14 protein-coding genes are annotated in these 16,665 nt (G+C 69.2%); 1 reads left to right on the forward strand and 13 read right to left on the reverse strand.

The annotated features are described in order from the left end of the window. Nucleotides 1-7: 7 nt before the first annotated feature. The 6 genes from ACYQ8L_RS05165 to typA all read right to left on the reverse strand — a co-directional run bounded on the left by ACYQ8L_RS05165 (nucleotide 8) and on the right by typA (nucleotide 6,304). The gene (locus ACYQ8L_RS05165; RefSeq protein ID WP_459940706.1) at nucleotides 8-778 is read right to left on the reverse strand and encodes an MlaE family ABC transporter permease; all 771 of its coding nucleotides are present in this window, start codon (nucleotides 776-778) and stop codon (nucleotides 8-10) included. A gap of 40 nt (nucleotides 779-818) precedes the next feature. After that, nucleotides 819-1,319: a hypothetical protein gene (locus ACYQ8L_RS05170; RefSeq protein WP_459940707.1), complete on the reverse strand. Its 501-nt coding sequence runs from the start codon at nucleotides 1,317-1,319 to the stop codon at nucleotides 819-821. Nucleotides 1,320-1,477: 158 nt separating this feature from the next. Further along, nucleotides 1,478-2,716 (reverse strand): sulfate reduction electron transfer complex DsrMKJOP subunit DsrP, encoded by a 1,239-nt coding sequence (dsrP, locus tag ACYQ8L_RS05175; RefSeq protein ID WP_459940708.1) that lies wholly within the window; start codon nucleotides 2,714-2,716, stop codon nucleotides 1,478-1,480. Nucleotides 2,717-2,728: 12 nt separating this feature from the next. After that, nucleotides 2,729-3,667 carry a 4Fe-4S dicluster domain-containing protein gene (locus ACYQ8L_RS05180; protein ID WP_459940709.1) on the reverse strand — a complete coding sequence of 313 codons (939 nt, stop codon included), beginning with the start codon at nucleotides 3,665-3,667 and terminating at the stop codon, nucleotides 2,729-2,731. 39 nt (nucleotides 3,668-3,706) lie between these two features. Next, the gene (locus ACYQ8L_RS05185) at nucleotides 3,707-4,267 is read right to left on the reverse strand and encodes a hypothetical protein (protein ID WP_459940710.1); all 561 of its coding nucleotides are present in this window, start codon (nucleotides 4,265-4,267) and stop codon (nucleotides 3,707-3,709) included. A gap of 225 nt (nucleotides 4,268-4,492) precedes the next feature. Next, a complete protein-coding gene (gene typA / locus ACYQ8L_RS05190; protein WP_459940711.1) occupies nucleotides 4,493-6,304 on the reverse strand; it encodes a translational GTPase TypA in 1,812 nt (603 codons plus the stop codon). A 177-nt stretch (nucleotides 6,305-6,481) separates the two neighbouring features. Here typA and ACYQ8L_RS05195 point away from each other — a divergent pair, with 177 nt between their 5' ends. After that, nucleotides 6,482-7,645 carry an NAD(P)/FAD-dependent oxidoreductase gene (locus tag ACYQ8L_RS05195; RefSeq protein ID WP_459940712.1) on the forward strand — a complete coding sequence of 388 codons (1,164 nt, stop codon included), beginning with the start codon at nucleotides 6,482-6,484 and terminating at the stop codon, nucleotides 7,643-7,645. Here the strand turns inward: ACYQ8L_RS05195 and ACYQ8L_RS05200 are convergent. From ACYQ8L_RS05200 to dnaE, 7 genes are all read right to left on the reverse strand, one after another. Beyond that, on the reverse strand, nucleotides 7,640-8,164 hold the full coding sequence (locus ACYQ8L_RS05200) for a thioredoxin family protein (RefSeq protein WP_459940713.1): 525 nt from the start codon (nucleotides 8,162-8,164) through the stop codon (nucleotides 7,640-7,642). The two genes, ACYQ8L_RS05195 and ACYQ8L_RS05200, sit on opposite strands and share 6 nt — an antisense overlap. A gap of 337 nt (nucleotides 8,165-8,501) precedes the next feature. Then, a complete protein-coding gene (rnc, locus tag ACYQ8L_RS05205; RefSeq protein ID WP_459940714.1) occupies nucleotides 8,502-9,200 on the reverse strand; it encodes a ribonuclease III in 699 nt (232 codons plus the stop codon). A 12-nt stretch (nucleotides 9,201-9,212) separates the two neighbouring features. Then, nucleotides 9,213-10,523, reverse strand: coding sequence for a tRNA (N(6)-L-threonylcarbamoyladenosine(37)-C(2))-methylthiotransferase MtaB (gene mtaB / locus ACYQ8L_RS05210; protein ID WP_459940715.1), 1,311 nt, complete (start codon nucleotides 10,521-10,523; stop codon nucleotides 9,213-9,215). Beyond that, entirely contained in the window at nucleotides 10,516-11,565 is a 1,050-nt protein-coding gene (gene mnmA / locus ACYQ8L_RS05215) for a tRNA 2-thiouridine(34) synthase MnmA (RefSeq protein ID WP_459940716.1), read from the reverse strand. Before mnmA ends, mtaB begins: the two co-directional genes overlap by 8 nt. Before the next feature lie 4 nt (nucleotides 11,566-11,569). Continuing rightward, the gene (locus ACYQ8L_RS05220) at nucleotides 11,570-12,709 is read right to left on the reverse strand and encodes a cysteine desulfurase family protein (protein ID WP_459940717.1); all 1,140 of its coding nucleotides are present in this window, start codon (nucleotides 12,707-12,709) and stop codon (nucleotides 11,570-11,572) included. A 25-nt stretch (nucleotides 12,710-12,734) separates the two neighbouring features. Further along, nucleotides 12,735-13,064 carry a hypothetical protein gene (locus ACYQ8L_RS05225; RefSeq protein ID WP_459940718.1) on the reverse strand — a complete coding sequence of 110 codons (330 nt, stop codon included), beginning with the start codon at nucleotides 13,062-13,064 and terminating at the stop codon, nucleotides 12,735-12,737. A 43-nt stretch (nucleotides 13,065-13,107) separates the two neighbouring features. Next, on the reverse strand, nucleotides 13,108-16,602 hold the full coding sequence (dnaE, locus tag ACYQ8L_RS05230; RefSeq protein ID WP_459940719.1) for a DNA polymerase III subunit alpha: 3,495 nt from the start codon (nucleotides 16,600-16,602) through the stop codon (nucleotides 13,108-13,110). Between the last annotated feature and the right edge of the window lie 63 nt (nucleotides 16,603-16,665).

A 16,665-nucleotide genomic window follows, 5' to 3' on the forward strand; every position in this document is an offset into this window, starting at 1 on the left:
GGGGACGTCAGAACATGATGGCGGTCAGGAAGTAGTCGCTGATCAGGATGAGCACCGAGGCCAGGACCACGGCCTCGGTGGTGGCCCGGCCCACCCCCTGGGCCCCGCCCGTGGCGTGGAACCCCTTGTAGCAGCCCACCACCGCCAGGATGAACCCGAAGCAGGCGGCCTTCACGAGGCCGTTTAGGACGTCGGCGAGTTCCACGTATTTGACGGTGTTCTCCACGTACACCCCCGAGTTGATCCCGAGGAGCTTCACCCCCACGAAGTACCCCCCCACCACGCCGACGAAGTCGCTCACGATACAAAGAACCGGCACCATGAGAAGCCCCGCCAGGATCCGGGGCACCACCAGGTACCGGATCGGGTCCACGGCCATCACGACCAGGGCGTCAATCTGCTCCGTGACCCGCATGGTGCCCAGCTCCGCGGCGATCGCCGACCCCGCCCGGGCGGTAACCATGAGGCTCGTGAGCACCGGCCCGAGCTCCCGGGCCATGGAGAGCGCCACCGTGGTGCCCACCAGACCCTCGGCCCCGAATTTCCGAAACCCGTAGTACGCCTGGAGCGCGAGCACCATGCCCGTGAAGGTGCCGGTCAGCACCACCACCGACACGGATCGCACCCCCACGAACTCCATCTGCCGGAAGGTCTGGCGCAGCCGCAGGGGCGGCGTGACCGCGGCCCGGCCGGCCTCCATCAAAAAGAGGAAGTTCCGGCCCACCTCCTCGATCCGGCTCACCACGAGCCGGCCGAACCACTCGAGAAACGCGAGCATGGGGGCCTGGTCGCTGCGGGATCCGCGGGGCTCGTCCCGACTACTTTTTGGCCTGGGGTTGGAGCACCCAGCGCTCCCCCTTGCGCAGCCAGGTCATCCAGACCTCGGACCGCTCGGGCACCACCGAGTGGCGGGGAATCAGGGTGCGCACGACCCGCACCTTGGCCATCACCCCGTCGGGCTGGGCGAAGAGCTGATAGCTCGCGGCGTCCGCGCTCACGATCTCGTAGCGCGCCACGAGATCCCACAGGCTGTCGATGTGGGCTTGCCGGTGGGCCTCCTCCACGTACTGGGCGGCCTGCTCCACGTTTTTTTCCTTGAGCAGCCGATGATACTCGTCCACGTCCCGGAGGAGCTCGTTCAGGAGCCGGCGCTCCTCTCGGGGGTCGAGCTGGGCCGCCGGGGGGGCCGGGGGCGGCTCCGGTTTTTTGGCCTCGGCGGCCGGAGCCGGCGGCTCGACCTGTCGGGCCGGGGGAAACCCTGCGCAGCCCCCCCCCACCAACGCCACGGTTACCAACCACACGAACCCCACACGACGCATCCGAACTCCTCCTGTTCAGCAGGGAAACAACCGTGAACCGATCCCCCTTCCGGGGTCGGTGGATCATAGTCAAGCCCCGGCCGGCGTTTCAACCGCCCATGGCCAAAAGAAAAGGGGCCGCACGGTGGCAGCCCCTTTCGTCCCCTTCGGTTTCTCCCCTACTGGGCCGAGGTGATCCCCCGGAGTCGGTCCTTGATCTGCCGGAACTCGCCCACCTCGATCGGGATCGCCACCTTGAGGAGCAGGGTGTAGATGATGAGCCCGATGGCCCAGATCCCCAGGGTGATCAGCACCTCGGGCAGGGTCGGGCTGTACGACCAGATCTCCCCCAGCGGGGTGGGCACGAACCCGGGCAGGATGAGCCCCGGCCCCTTCTCGATCCACACGCCGATGAACATGAGCACGCAGCCGAGGTTCAGGGTGAAAAAGTTCTCCCGGGTCTTGGGGGTCAGGAACAGGAGGAACGCGATGGTGTTGAACGCAATCGCGGTCCAGATGAACGGCACCAGTTCGTTGTGGCCGTGGAGCCCCTGGAAGAGGTACTGCATCGGTGCCAGGTGCACGGTGGCGCTGTAGTACTCCTTGAACACCTCGGCGATCAGGAGGAACAGGTTGATCCCCATGGCGTAGGCGATGATCTCGGCCAGCTTGAAGATGGCCCGGTCCTGGATCTTGATCGGCGTGTGCTTGCGGATCAACTGGAAGGCCAGGATGATGAAGCTCGGCCCGGAGCAAAACGCCGAGGCGATGAACCGGGGCGCCAGGATCGAGGCGTTCCAGAACGGCCGGGCGGGAAAGCCGTTATAGAGGAACGCCGTGACCGTGTGGATCGACACCGCGGCCGGGATCGAGAAGATGATGAGGGGCCACAGGATCTTGTGATTCGGCTCCCGGCCCTGGTAGGCGTTGTACAGGATGTACACCGGCACGATCAGGTTGAGCGCCAGATACGTGTTCAACACCACCACGTCCCAGGAGAGCATCGAGATCGGGAAGTTCAGGATCCCCAGCCCGGGGATGAGGTGCCAGAACCGCTCGGGGTGCCCCAGGTCGAAGGTCACGAACATAAGGCACATGGCGATCGCGGCCACGGCCAGGAGCTCCCCCAGGAGCACGATCTCCTTGATGGGACCCCATTTGTAGATGTAGGCCGGGATCACCAGGAGCACGGCCGCCGCGGCCACGCCCACCAGGAACGTGAAGTTCGCGATGTAGAGCCCCCAGCTCACGGGATCGCGCATGCCGGTGATCCCGAGGCCGTGCTCCAACTGATAGACCCAGGCCCCCAGGCCCACCAACGCGATCACCACGAGGGAGCCCATCCAGGCGTAGTACTTCTTGCCGCCCCGGAAGGCCAGAATGAAGGTCCCGACCAGAAACTCCATCAGCGTGTTCATCGCTACACCCCTCTAGCCGAAGAAGTAGTAGAACTTGGGCTCGGTGAGGAGATCCTCCTTGAGCCGGAACACCCGGTGGTTCTCCAGCACGTAGCGGACCTCGGACTCGGGATCCAAGAGGTTCCCGAACTTCCGGGCGCCCACCGGGCACGCCTCGACGCAGGCCGGGTACCGGCCCTCGCGGCTGCGCTGGACGCAGAAGGTGCACTTCTCCACGACCCCGCGCATCCGGGGCCGGTTGCCCAGGTAATGGGTGTCGGGGTTGAGTTCCTCGGGGGGCAGTTTGGGGTCGAGCCAGTTGAAATAACGGCCCTCGTAGGGACAGGCCGCCATGCAGTACCGGCAACCGATGCACCAGTTGTAGTCCACCACCACGATGCCGTCGTCCTCGGTCCAGGTGGCCCGCACCGGGCAGGCCTTGACGCACGGGGCCTTGCGGCAGTGCTGGCACTGGACCGGCACGTAGTAGTGGCCCTCCTCGGGCACCCGCTCGGGGTTGTAGTAGCGATCGGCCTTTTCGAACTCCATCTCGCCGTTTTCGAACCGCAGCACCCGGATGTAATGGATCTGCGGATCCCGGCGGGACTGGTTGTTCTCCTTGACGCAGGCGTAGACGCACCGCCGGCACCCGATGCACCGGTTGAGGTCGAGGGCGTACCCGAACAGCACGTTTTCCATCGGCGGGGTGGCCTTCACGGTCACCTTCTTGCCGTACTGCTTGGTGTACTTCTCCTCGAGCCGCTTGAGCGTCGCCTGCACCTCCTCGGGGGTCATCTCCTGGAAGTTCTTCTGGAAGTACTCCTCCCAGGAGCCGTAGGTCAGAAACCCGCTGTCGCCCTGGGCCAGGGCCTTCACCGGCAGCGTCGCCGCCGCCCCGGCCGCCAGCCCCCGGAGAAATTTCCGGCGGCTCGCCGTTTTCGGGTCCACCGTGCACGCGTTCTTCTTGGACATGGATCGCCTCTCCTTGCCGTTGTCCCGAACCGGCCGGTCCTAGTGTTCCTTGCCGCCGTGGGGTTCTTCCATCACGTGCTTCTTCGCCTTCTGCGACCCCAGCGTCCCGGAGCCGGGAACCGCCGGCGGGGGCTCGGGCTTCAGGTGCTCGAACCGCGGGCTGTGGGGGTTGTGGCAGTGGGCGCACAGCAGATACTGCTTCTTGCCGTTCCAGTAGCCCGTGCGCTTGCCGTGGATGCCCCGCTTCCAGTCGCGGTACTTGTCGCCGTGACACTGGCCGCACAGGCGGTACGACTCGGCGAAGTCGATCTTCTCGCCGCTCTGGAGGTGGAGCTTGTCGCGGTTGTCGGCGTCGTGGCAGTCGAGACACCACCGAAACTGCTCGGCGTGGTGGAGCTGGATCTCCGTGTGCTCCTCGAGCTCCCGGGGCGTGGGATCCGTCTCCTGGTCGTTGTGGCAGTTCTCGGCGCAGGGGTAGTAGTCCTCGCTCAACGGCGGAGGCGGCACCGCAAACACGTCCTCCTCGGCCCCGGCCGCCCGCAGCCCCGGCCTTGCGCACAGGCACACAAGGGCGACCACCAAAACCCAGCGGCGTTTCATGCTCCCAATCCCTCCTGTTTGGGGTTGGCGGGGTGAAAAACGTTGAAACAGTCAGAAACGAAAGGGGCGTCCACGCCCCGGGGGAGCGGAAGGGCGGATCATAGGAAAGCCGATTTCATCGTGTCAAGCGGATTTCCCGGAGGCCACCCAGAAAACGAAACCGGGTTCGGAAAGTCCGCCCCCCTACCGGGGTTTCGCCCAATGTTTCTCTTGTTGCATCGTGTTTCAAGCCCCCGCGGTTTCCCGCCGGGGGCGTTGATTCGCCGCAAGTACCCTTTTTCGCAACCGCACGGATTTCGGGGTCACCTCGACGAGCTCGTCCCGGTCGACCCATTCCAGGGCCCGGTCCAGGGTCATCTCTCGGGGCGGAACAAGCCGGAGCGCCTCGTCGGCGCCGGCGGCCCGGATGTTCGTGAGCTTCTTCTCCCGGGTCACGTTGACGTCCAGGTCGTTCTCCCGGGAGTGCTCCCCCACGATCATCCCCTCGTACACCTCGGTGCCGGACCCGATGAACAGGACACCCCTGGGCTGGAGATGGAAGAGCGCGTAGGTGGTGGCCCGGCCGGCCCGGTCCGACACCAGGGCGCCGGTCGTGCGGCCCGGAACCGGCCCGGCCCAGGGGGCATACCCCTCCAGGAGCCGGTTCAGGATGCCGGTCCCCCGGGTGTCGGTGAGGAACTCGCTCCGGTACCCGATGAGCCCCCGGGACGGGATCCGGAACTCCAGGCGCACCCGGCCGGCTCCGGCGGGATCCATCCGGGTCATCTGGCCCTTGCGGCGGCCGAGCTTCTCGGTGACGGCGCCCACGAACTCCTCGGGCACGTCCACCAGGGCGACCTCCCAGGGCTCGTGGACCTCGCCCCCCACCTCCCGGGTCAGGATCTCGGGCTTCGACACGCTCAGCTCGTACCCCTCGCGCCGGAGCGTTTCGATCAGCACGGCCAGCTGGAGCTCCCCTCGGCCGGCCACCTGGAACTGGTCGGTGTCGAGGATCTCGAGCCGGAGGCTCACGTTGTGGATCACCTCCTTCTCGAGCCGGGCCCGGATCTGGCGGGAGGTCACGAACCGGCCCTCCCGGCCCGCGAACGGGCTCGTGTTGACCGAGAACACCATGGCGATGGTCGGGTCCTCCACCCGGATCCGCCGGAGCGGCCGGGGCCGCTCGGGGTCCACCAGGGTGTCGCCGATGGTGGCTTCGTCGATCCCGGCCACCGCCACCACGTCGCCGGCCACGGCCCGCTCGGTCTCGACCCGGCGCAGCCCCTCGTGGGTGTACACCGTGGCCACCCGCCCCCGTACCACGCCTTCCTCGGTGGCCACGCCCACCTCCTGGCCCGGCCGCAGGCTCCCGTTCACGATGCGGCCCACGATCAGCCGACCCACGTAGTCGTTGTAATCGAGGGTGGTCACGAGCATCTGGAGGTCGCCCTCCGGGTCGCCCGCGGGCGGCGGGATCCGTTCGAGGATCGCCTCGAACAGCGGCCGGAGGTCCCGGGAGCCGTCGTCCAGGCTCCTGTGTGCCACCCCCCGGCGGGCGTTCGTGTAGAGCACCGGGAACTCGAGCTGCTCGTCGGTGGCATCGAGGTCAATGAACAGCCCGTAGACCTCGTCCAGCACCTCCTGGGGCCGGGCGTCGGACCGGTCGATCTTGTTGATCACCACCACCGGCGGGAGACCGAGTTCCAGGGACTTCTGGAGCACGAACCGGGTCTGGGGCAGCGGGCCTTCGGCCGCGTCCACCAAGAGGATCACCCCGTCCACCATCTGGAGCGTGCGCTCCACCTCGCCCCCGAAATCCGCGTGGCCCGGGGTGTCGACGATGTTGATCTTGACCCCCTCGAACCAGACCGCCGTGTTCTTGGCGAGGATCGTGATGCCCCGCTCCCGCTCGAGGGCGTTGGAGTCCATGACCCGCTCCTCCACCCTCTGGTTCTCCCGGAAAACGCCGCTCTGCCAGAGCATGGCGTCCACCAGGGTGGTCTTGCCGTGGTCCACGTGGGCGATGATCGCCACGTTGCGGAATCGATTCGGTTCCATCGGATCTCCGTGGGGAAGCTGGGAAGCCAGAACGCTCGGAGGGCAGAGCGTAGCGCCCTGCCCCCTCGCCGCCAGCAGGTTTCGGCGGCCTCCGCCCGGGCCGTTTGCCAGGAAGCCGCGTCTTGTAGCACCCTAGCCCGCCGCAGGTAAAGCCCGATCACCGGAAGGAGGCGCGGGGTGCCAACGTACGACGCCATCGTGGTCGGGGCCGGCCCGGCCGGCGGCGCCGCCGCCCTGATGCTCGCCCGGACCGGGGCCCGGGTGCTTCTGGTGGACCGCTCCCCGCCGCCCCGGGAGAAAACCTGTGGGGACGGGCTCCTCGACGACGCCTGGGAAGAGCTCGGGGACCTCGGGCTGACCGCACTCCTCGGCCGGGCCGCCCATTCGGTGGAGGAACTTCGGATCTGGAGCCCGGGGGGCCACGGGGTGGCCCTCCGGGTCCCGATCCGCACCCTGTCCCGCTCCACCCTCGACCGGATCCTGGTGGAGGCGGCCGCGGCGGAGGGGGCGCAGGTGGAACCGGCCCGGATCGTGGCGGCGGTTCCCGAGCCGCCCGGGGTGCGGGTCACGGCCGCCGACGCCCGGACCTGGCGGGCGCGGATCGCCGTCGTGGCCACGGGCGCCCTTCAGGCCCTCGCTCCCCGAACGGCGCGTCCTTTGGGGCGCCCCGCCCCCGACGCCGTGGCCCTCCGGGTTTATGCCACGGGCCCGGCCGACCTCCCGTTCGCGGCCGTCACCTACGACCGCAGCGTGCTCCCGGGCTACGGGTGGGTGTTTCCCCTGGGCGGCCGGCGGTTCAACGTCGGGTGCGGCGCCTTCCGCACCCGACGGGCCGATGCGCCCCTCCACCGGACGCTGGAACGGTTGTGCGCCACCTCCCCCGCTCTCGGGGAACTTCGGGGGCGCATCGCCTGGGACGGGCCGCCCCGGGCCGCCCCCATCCGGTGCGGACCCCCGGCACGGCCGCCGGTGGACCCGGGTCCGGTGGTGTGGGCCGGGGAGGCGCTCGGCACCTCGTATCCGTTCACGGCCGAGGGGATCGGCCCGGCCCTGGAGTCGGGACGGAAGGCGGGGGAAGCCGCCGCCGGATTCCTGGCGCACGGCGCCCGGGCACTCGAGGCCTACCGCCGCTGGGTCCGCACCGAGCTCGCCCGGCGGTACGCGTCGTACCGGGTGGCCGAGCGGTGGCTGGCGCGACCCGGCCTGTGCGATCTCCTCGCCCGCCGGGCACAACAAAGCCCGCGGCTTCGGAAACTGGCCGCGGGCATCGTTGCCGGCACCACGCCCCCCAGGGCCCTGTTCAGCCCCTGGGGCCTCGTGCGGGTCCTTCTCGGTCTATGAACTCCCCCCGGCCACGCGCCGCCGGTTCTCCTCCACGGCCCGGGCCAGGTACTGCTTGAACCACTCGGGTTCGATGAAGTCGGCAAAACACATGCGCTTTCCCGAAAGGTCCTCGATCACCTCGCCCCGGTAGTCGAGGAACACCAGGAGGCAGTCGTAGTTGTAGTCGTATTTGCGCCCCAGGGCGATCTCGTCGCGGGTCATGTTCCCCATGAGGTTGATCCGCACCAGCACGAAGTTCTCGGTGATGTACCGACCGATCTCCGGGTTGTTGTAGATGTGCTTGGCGAACCGGTCGCACCGGCTGCACCCCTCCGGGGCGTAGAAGTCCACGATGATCGGCCGTTTCTGCTCGGCGGCCAACCGCTTCCCCTCTTCGAGGGAATAGAACGGGATCGCGATTTCGCTCGCGAGGGACCCCTCCACCCGCTGGTGGGCCGTGCCGTGGTGGGCCATGTGGCCGCCGGTGGCGCAGGCGCCAAGCAGAAGAGCCGCAAACAGGGGGAACCAGGGACGCATGCCACACCTCCGGGAGGGTTGGGAGATCTTGGAAGCTTCGCTACGCCGCGGGGCGGCTTGTTCGCAGGAACAATAACTTTTCGCTTCAGCCACACGGCGCCATAGCTTAGGTCAAAGGACCGGAGACCGCGGACCGACGACCTTAGACCGAAGTTACTCGGAAGCTGCCGTAGGCCGCGCAGCGCGGCCTGTTCGCGACCCACTGACACGCGTAAGCGGGCGCGCGCGCTGGCGGGCGGGGCAAGGGACCGGGGACCGCAAGGCCGGTGACCGACGACCGAGGTTTCTTAGAACGGCTCCAGGGTATCACGACTTCGCCGGTGCGCAAACCGGAAATTCATTCCAACACGTCCAGCGCGCCCTGGGCGGCCCGCTGCTCGGCCTCCTTCTTGCTGCGGCCCCGCCCCCGGCCGAGCACCCGGTTGCCCAACCGGATCTCCACCTCGAAGGTCTTGTCGTGGTCGGGCCCCCATTCGCCCACCAACCGGTAGGTGGGGGCCGTGCCGTACCGCCCCTGGCAGTGTTCCTGAAGCCTCGTCTTGAAATCCCGGTCCAGCCCGCCGGGGCCCTCGGCCTCCAGGAGCGGCCGGAACACGGCGTCCACGAACTCCCGGGCCAGGTCGAACCCCCCATCCAGGTAGATGGCAGCCACCAGCGCCTCGAAGGCGCCCGAGAGGATCGAGGGCTTCTCCCGCCCCCCGGTCTGCTCCTCCCCCTTCCCGAGCAGCAGGTACCGCCCCAGCCCGAAGGACCGGGCGACCTCGGCCAGGCTCGGCTCGCTCACCAAGAACGCCCGAACCTTTGACATCTTCCCCTCGGTGAGGGGCGGCCGGAGCTCATAGAGCAGGTGGGACACCACGAGGTCCAGCACGGCGTCCCCGAGGAACTCCAACCGTTCGTTGTCGCGGATCCCGCTGCCCCGTTCGTTCGCGTATGACTTATGGGTCAGGGCCTGATCCAGGAGGTCCGGGGTCTCGAACAGGTACCCCAGGGCTTCCTCCAGGTCCCGCAGGTTCTCTCGGCGTTCCATGTCCATGGTCGGTGCTCCTCAGCTGGGCTCCACCCCGTCCGCAACCACACGTCCCCGCACGACCGTCTTCCCGGCCCCCTCAATGCGCACCATTACCTCTTCCCGGGGCGGCGTTCCCTCCCACTCCACCTCCACCGGCAGGTAGTTGCGGGTGCGCAGGCGAAGCCGCCCCTCTGCCGCGGCCCTCTCGGCCAGGGCGGGCAGGGTCCGCCCCACCTGGGAGGCCCAGAACGCCCTCCGCTTCCCCTCCCCGACGGCCCGCAAGGCCGCGGCCCGCCGCTTGATCTCGGCGGCCGGCACCCGTTCGGGCATGTCCCAGGCCCGGGTGCCCCGGCGGGGGCTGAAGGGGAAGACGTGGAGGTAGGCCACGGGCAGGTCCTCCACTAGCCCGACGGTTTCCCGGAAGTCCTCCTCGGTCTCGCCGGGAAACCCCACGATGAGGTCCATGCCGACGCACAGGCCCGGGATCCGCTCGGCCGCCCGGGCGACGCGCTCCCTCACGAGCTCCGCCCCGTAGGGCCGCCCCATCCGTTGGAGGATCCGGTCGGAGCCGGACTGGACCGGCACGTGAAGATGGGGGCAAAGCACCCCCGACCGCGCCAGCCGCTCGAGGAGCCCGTCGGTGATCTCCCCGGGTTCCAGGCTGGAGAGCCGGATCCGCGGGATCCCCGCGGCCTCGGCCGCGTCCAAAAGGGCGGCGAAGGGTTGGGGCGGCGAGAGATCCCGGCCCCACAACCCCAGGTGGACACCGGTCAGCACAACCTCCCCATACCCCCCTTCCCGCAGGCGCGCAAGCCCGCGGCGGACCCGATCGAGCGGGAGGCTCCGGGAGCGGCCCCGGGCGTAGGGCACGATGCAGTAGGCGCAAAACGCGTTGCACCCGTCCTGCACCTTGAGGTAGGCCCGGGCACGGCCCCGGAGCCCCCCGACGGCCGGGAACCGCTCGCCCCCCTCGTCCCCACACGGCTTTCGGATCCCGGTGGCGCCGTCCCGCAGGAGTTGGGGCACGGCGAACTTGCCGCCGGTGCCCACCACCAGGTCGGCCCCGGCCGCCAGGGCCTCCTCGGGGGAAACCTCCGCGTAGCAGCCCGTCACGACGATCCGGGCGCCGGGGTTCTGCTGGCGCGCCCGCCGCACCAGGGCCCGGGTGTCGCGGTCGGACCGGTGGGTCACGGTGCACGAGTTCACGATCACCACGTCGGCCGGCTCGCCGGGCGGCACCACCTCGTACCCGTTCCGGCGCAAGGCCTCCTCCAGGGCCTCGGACTCGAACCGGTTGACCTTGCAGCCCACCGTGGCCACGGAAACCCGCTGGCGCTCCTCACCCACGGCCGCCGGCCTCCCGGATCCATCCCCCTCCCAGGACCTCGTCGGCCCGGTAAAAGACGGCAAACTGCCCCGGGGCCACCCCGAACTGGGGGGTCGCAAACCGCACCCGGGCCCCCGCGCCCCGCCTCCGGACCCGGCACGCGACCTCCGGCGCGGTGGATCGAATCTTGACACAACACTCGAACTCTTGCGGCAAATCGTCCTCCAACCAAACGGTTTTATCCACATCCATATCCCGGCACAGGAGGGCCTCCCGGGGCCCCACCACGATGCGGTTCCCCGGCCCGTCCCGTCGCAGGACGTAGAGGGGAACCGGGGCCGAGATCCCAAGCCCCCGGCGCTGCCCCACCGTGTAGGCCCTCTGGCCCCTGTGCGTGCCCAGAACCTGGCCCTTTAGGTCCACGATCTCGCCCCGGGGCGAAGGGCCGAGCCGGCGGTCCAGGAACCCCGCCACGTCCCCGTCAGGCACGAAACACACGTCCTGGCTCTCGGCCTTTCGGGCCACCGGGAGGCCAAGCTCCGCGGCCTTGCGCCGGACCTCCTCCTTGGTCCATCCCCCCAGGGGGAACCGGATGCCCTCCAGATCCTCGGACCGCTCGGGCACCAGGAAGTAGCTTTGGTCCTTTTTGGGGTCGAGCCCCTTCCGGAGCCGAACCCCACCCCCGGGGCGCTCCTCCAGCCGCGCGTAATGCCCGGTGGCCACCCAGGCGCACCCCAGGAGCCGGGCCCGCTCCACCAGCCACCGGAACCGCACCCGTCGGTTGCACACCACGCAGGGGTTCGGGGTGAGCCCGGCCTCGTAGCCCCGGGCGAACGGCTCCACCACCTCCCGGTCGAACACCCCGTGGGCGTCCAGCACGAAAAACGGGATCCCCAGCCGGGCCGCCACCCGCCGGGCGTCCTCCACATCGTCGGCCGAGCAGCACCGGGCCCGCTCCCACACCTTGAGGGTGAGGCCCACGACCTCGTGTCCCCGCTCTTGGAGAAGGGCGGCGGCGACGGACGAGTCCACCCCGCCGCTCATGGCAACGGCGACGCGCACGGCCCTATCCCCCTGCGGGGCGACCCAGGCGGGCCCACACGGCGGCGAACGCCTCCAGGAACCGGTCCACGTCCTCCGGGCGGGTGCCGGGGCCCAGGCTCACCCGGATCGCCCCCTCCACCCTCCACGCCGAAAGTCCCATGGCCCGCAGCACGGGCGACGGCTCGGTGGCCCCCGAGGCACAGGCCGACCCGGCCGACACCGCCACCCCCTCGAGATCCAGGGCCTGGACCAGGACCTCCCCGGCCAGCCCCGGCACGCTCAGGTTCACCGTGTTGGGCAGGCGCCGGTCGGGCTCCTCGGGACCGTTTCGCGCGGCCAGGGGGCAAATCCCGAGCAGGCCGTTCCACAGCCGCTCGGCGAGCCCCCGCATCCACCGGGCGTCCGCCCCCCGGTCGCGAAGCGCGGCCTGACAGGCGGCACCCAGGGCCGCGACGCCCGGCACGTTCTCGGTGCCGGCCCGGCGGCCGCGCTCCTGGGGGCCCCCGCGCAGCAACGGCTCCACCGGGGTGCCGTTGCGGACGAACAGGGCCCCCACCCCCTTGGGAGCCCCCAGCTTGTGCCCGGAAAGGCTCGCCGTGGCGCAGCCCAAAACCCGTAGATCGAGCGCGATCCGGCCCCAGGCCTGCACTGCGTCGCAGTGCCAGGGGGTGCCGCCCAGGGCGGCGGCAAAGGCCTCCAGCGGCTGGAGCGCCCCGGTTTCGTGGTTCGCGGCTTGGAGCACGCCGAACCCCTCCCCCCTGAGGTCGGGGGGAATCTCGACGACCCCCTCCGGTGTAACGGGAAGCCACCGGGCCTCCCACCCCCCGGCTTCCAGGTGCGAAAGTGGCGCGAGCACGCTCGGGTGCTCGATGGGCGCGGCCACGAACCGCTGCACCCCGGCGTGGGCCGCGAGGCTCCCGATCGCCAGCGCGTTGGCCTCGGTGCCCCCGCTCGTAAACACCACCTCCGCGGGGTCGCACCCGAGAAACGCCGCCACCGCGTCCCGGGCCCCGTCCACCACGGCCCGGGCCTCCCGGCCTTCGGCGTGGACGCTCGAGGGGTTGCCGAACCGATCCAGGGCCTCGAGCAAGGCCTCCCGGGCCTCGGGCCGCAGCGGCGCCGAGGCGTTCCAGTCGAGATAGGCGCGGGGGCGGGAGTTCACGGCCACAAACCGGGGGAAGGCAACCTTACCGCGGGGGGGGCAGGTCGGCGCGGCCGGCCTCGATGGGAGGGCCCCACAACTCGTCCCAGAACCGGGCGGCCCAGGGGGGCAGCACCACGAGGCGGCGGTACCGGAACCCCGGACGCTCCACCACCGCCACCCGTTCGCCCCCGTTGCGGGGGCGGAACGTCACCCGCGTGCCGGGCCGTCCGGCCTCGGCCCGAAGGCTTCGCAGCGTCCGGTACATGCGCCAGGCCCGGTGCAGGGCCGGGTCTCGGAAGCGCTCGAAAAACCGGTTTCGGCTGAGGCCGTCGCGGTGCAACTCGTACAGGAGTTCCAAATGCCGATCGTCCATGGCCGCCGATCCTACCCCAGCGGCCGGACGCCCTCAACCCGCATCACCGGAACTGGACCACGTCGGCCCCCATGAGGTCGCGCACCCGGGCTTTGAGGTCGCCCGAGGCCCGAACCGAGTACGCCTCCGGCAGCCGCACCACGGCCTCGGCCTTCTCGGGCACGACGATCCGCAGCACCGTGGGGGTGGTGCCGCGCATCTCCGGGGACGAGAGGATGCGCTTTAGGGCCTCCAGGTCGTCCCGGCCGTGGAACGCCGCGTTCACCTGGATGTGGACCTCCCGGGTCAGTCGTTCCGGGGCCTCCTCCAGGGGAAGGACCTCGTCGGCCAGGATCTTGGCCGTCTCCTCGTTTTTCTCGAGGGTTCCCCTGACCACGAGGGGTACGTCCTCGGCCTGGATGAGATCCTCGGCACGGGCGAACACCTCGGAGAACGCCACCACCTCCACCGCCCCGGTCAGGTCCTCCAGGGTGAAGAACGCCATTCGTGATCCGTTTTTCGTCCGGATGACCCGGCGGGCCGCCACCATGCCCCCTACGGTGACCTGGGCCTTGTCGGCCCGCTCCCCGAGCTCGCCGATGAGCGTGTCGGTGGCCGAACGCAGGAGATCCTCCCACTCGGCCAGGGGGTGCCCGCTCAGGTACATGCCGAGCACCTCCTTCTCGGCCCGGAGATCTTCGCCAGCCCCCAAGGGCGGCACGTCGGGGAGTTCGTCCTCCACGGCCGAAGCCCCGCTCTCGGGCGCCGCCGCGGCGAGCGCCTCGAACAGGTTCGTCTGGCCCCGGGCCCGGTCCTTCTGGAGCGCCGAGGCCTCCTCCATGCACCGGTCCAGGTAGGCGAGGTACTGGGCCCGTGTGCCCCCCAGGGAGTCGAAGGCCCCGCACCGGATCAGGCTCTCGATCACCTTCCGGTTCACCTTCTGCAGGTCCACCCGGCGGCAGAAGTCCCTGAGGCCCCGGAACGGGCCGTCCTTGCGACGCTCCTCCAGCACGTTCTCGATGGCCGCCTCCCCCACGTTCTTCACGGCCGCGAGGCCAAACCGGATCGCGTCGCCCACCACCGTGAAATGAAGATCCGACTCGTTCACGTCGGGCGGCAGCACCCGGATGCCCATCTCGCGGCACTCGGCGATGTCCTTGACCACCTTGTCGGTGTTGGCCCGGTCGTTGGTAAGGAGCGCGGCCATGAACGCCACCGGGTGATGGGCCTTGAGATAGGCGGTCTGGTAGGCCACCAGGGCGTAGGCCGCCGAGTGGCTCTTGTTGAACCCGTACTCGGCGAACTTGGCCATGAGGTCGAAGATCTTCTCGGCCTTTTTGGGGTCGATCCCCTTCTTGCGGGCCCCCTCCAGGAACCGGTCCTTCTGCTTGGCCATCTCCTCCGGGATCTTCTTCCCCATGGCCCGCCGCAGGAGGTCGGCCTCGCCCAGGGTGTAGTCGGCCAGCACCTGGGCGATCTGCATCACCTGCTCCTGGTACACGATGACGCCGTAGGTGTCCTTGAGGATCGGCTCCAGTTCCGGCAGTTCGTACTCGATGGGGATCTCCCCGTGCTTTCTCCGGATGAAGTCCTCGACCATGCCCGACCCCAGGGGCCCCGGCCGGTACAGGGCCACGAGCGCGATGATGTCCTCGAAAGTGCTCGGACGGAGCTTCACCATGAGCTCCTTCATGCCCGAGCTTTCGAGCTGGAACACCCCGGTGGTCTCGCCCCGGCACAGGAGCTCGTAGGTCTTGGGGTCGTCCAGCGGGATCGCGTCGATGTCGAGCTTCTCTCCCTCGGGACGGCCCTCGTTCACGATCCGCACGGCGTCGGTGATCACCGTAAGCGTCTTCAGGCCCAGGAAGTCGAACTTCACGAGCCCGATCGCCTCGACGCTCTTCATGGCGAACTGGGTCACGAGTTCGCCGTTTTGGCCCCGGTAGAGCGGTAGGTAGTCCACGAGGGGGCGGTTGCCGATCACGATCCCGGCCGCGTGGGTCGAGGCGTGGCGGTTGAGGCCCTCGAGCTTGAGCGCGTGGGTCACCAGCTCCCGGATCCGCGGGTCGGACTCCATGGCCTCCCGCAGACGCGGCTCCTCCTCGAGCGCCTCCTTGAGCGTGATGCCGAGCCGGGCCGGCACGAGTTTGGCGATCCGGTCCACCTCCCCGTACGGGAGCCCCATCACCCGCCCCACGTCCCGGATCACCGCGCGGGCCAGCATCTTCCCGAAGGTGGTGATCTGGGCCACCTTGTCGGCCCCGTACTTCTCGGTGACGTACCGGATCACCTTGTCGCGGTTCTCGAAGCAGAAGTCCACGTCGATATCGGGCATGCTCACCCGTTCGGGGTTCAGGAACCGCTCGAACAGAAGCCCGTATGGAATGGGATCCAGGTTCGTGATCCGCAGCGCGTAGGCCACCAGGCTCCCCGCGGCCGAGCCCCGGCCCGGCCCCACGGGGACCCCGTTTCGCTTCGCCCAGTTGATGAAGTCCTGCACGATTAGGAAGTAGCCCGGGAACCCCATCTGCCGGATCGTGGCGAGCTCGGTTTCGAGCCGCTCGAAGTACCGCTTCCGGACCTCGGCCTCCTCCTCCGCGCTCGCGTAGGTGCGCGCCCGGAGCCGCTCCTCCAGCCCCTCGCGGGCCATCCGGTCGAGGCAGTCGGCCAGCGTCTGCCCCTCAGGCACCTGGTACTCCGGGAAGTGGTAGGTCTTGAGGTCGAGTTCCACGTTGCACCGCTCGGCGATCTCCACGGTGTTCGTGACCGCCTCGGGGCAGTAGGCGAACTCCCGGGCCATCTCCTCGGGGCTCTTCACGTAGAAGGCGTCCGTGGACATCTTCATGCGCTTCTCGTCCCCGAGGGTCTTGCCGGTCTGGATGCACACCAGCACCTCGTGGCTCGCCGCGTCCTCCCGATCCAGGTAGTGGCAGTCGTTCGTGGCCACCACCGGCACCCCCAGGGTCCGGCCCATCTCGATCAGGACCTCGTTCACCTGCCGCTGCTCGGGGATGCCGTTTTCCATGAGCTCGAAGTAGTAGTTTCCCTCCCCCAGGATCGACAGGTACTCCTCGGCGAGCCGGCGGGCCCCGTCGAGGTCGCCCCGGAGCACGGCCCGGGGCACCTCGCCCTTGAGGCAGGCGGACAGCCCGATCAGGCCCCCCGAGAACTCCCGCAGGATCTCCTTGTCGATCCGGGGCTTGTAGTAGAACCCCTCGGTGTACCCGGCGGTCACGAGACGGCAGAGGTTCCGGTAGCCCTCCAGGTTCCGGGCCAGGAGGATCAGGTGGTAGTTCGTCTCGCCGTGGACGTTGGGTTTCCGGTCGAACCGGCTCCCGGGGGCCACGTAGACCTCGCAACCGAACACGGGCTTCACCCCGGCCTTGAGCGCGGCCTTGTAGAACTCCACCGTGCCGTACATGGCCCCGTGGTCGGTCACGGCCACGGCCGGGAGCCGGTGCTCCTTGGCCCGGGAGAGGAGATCCCCGAGCCGGATGGCGCCGTCGAGGAGGCTGTACTCGGTGTGGACGTGCAGATGGACGAAGTTCGCGTGGGACATGGGGTTCTCGGCGTTAAGGCTAGAAGGCAGGGAGGCTAGGAAGCTGGAAAGCCGGAAAGCGCG

This window comes from Deferrisoma palaeochoriense, assembly GCF_054656955.1.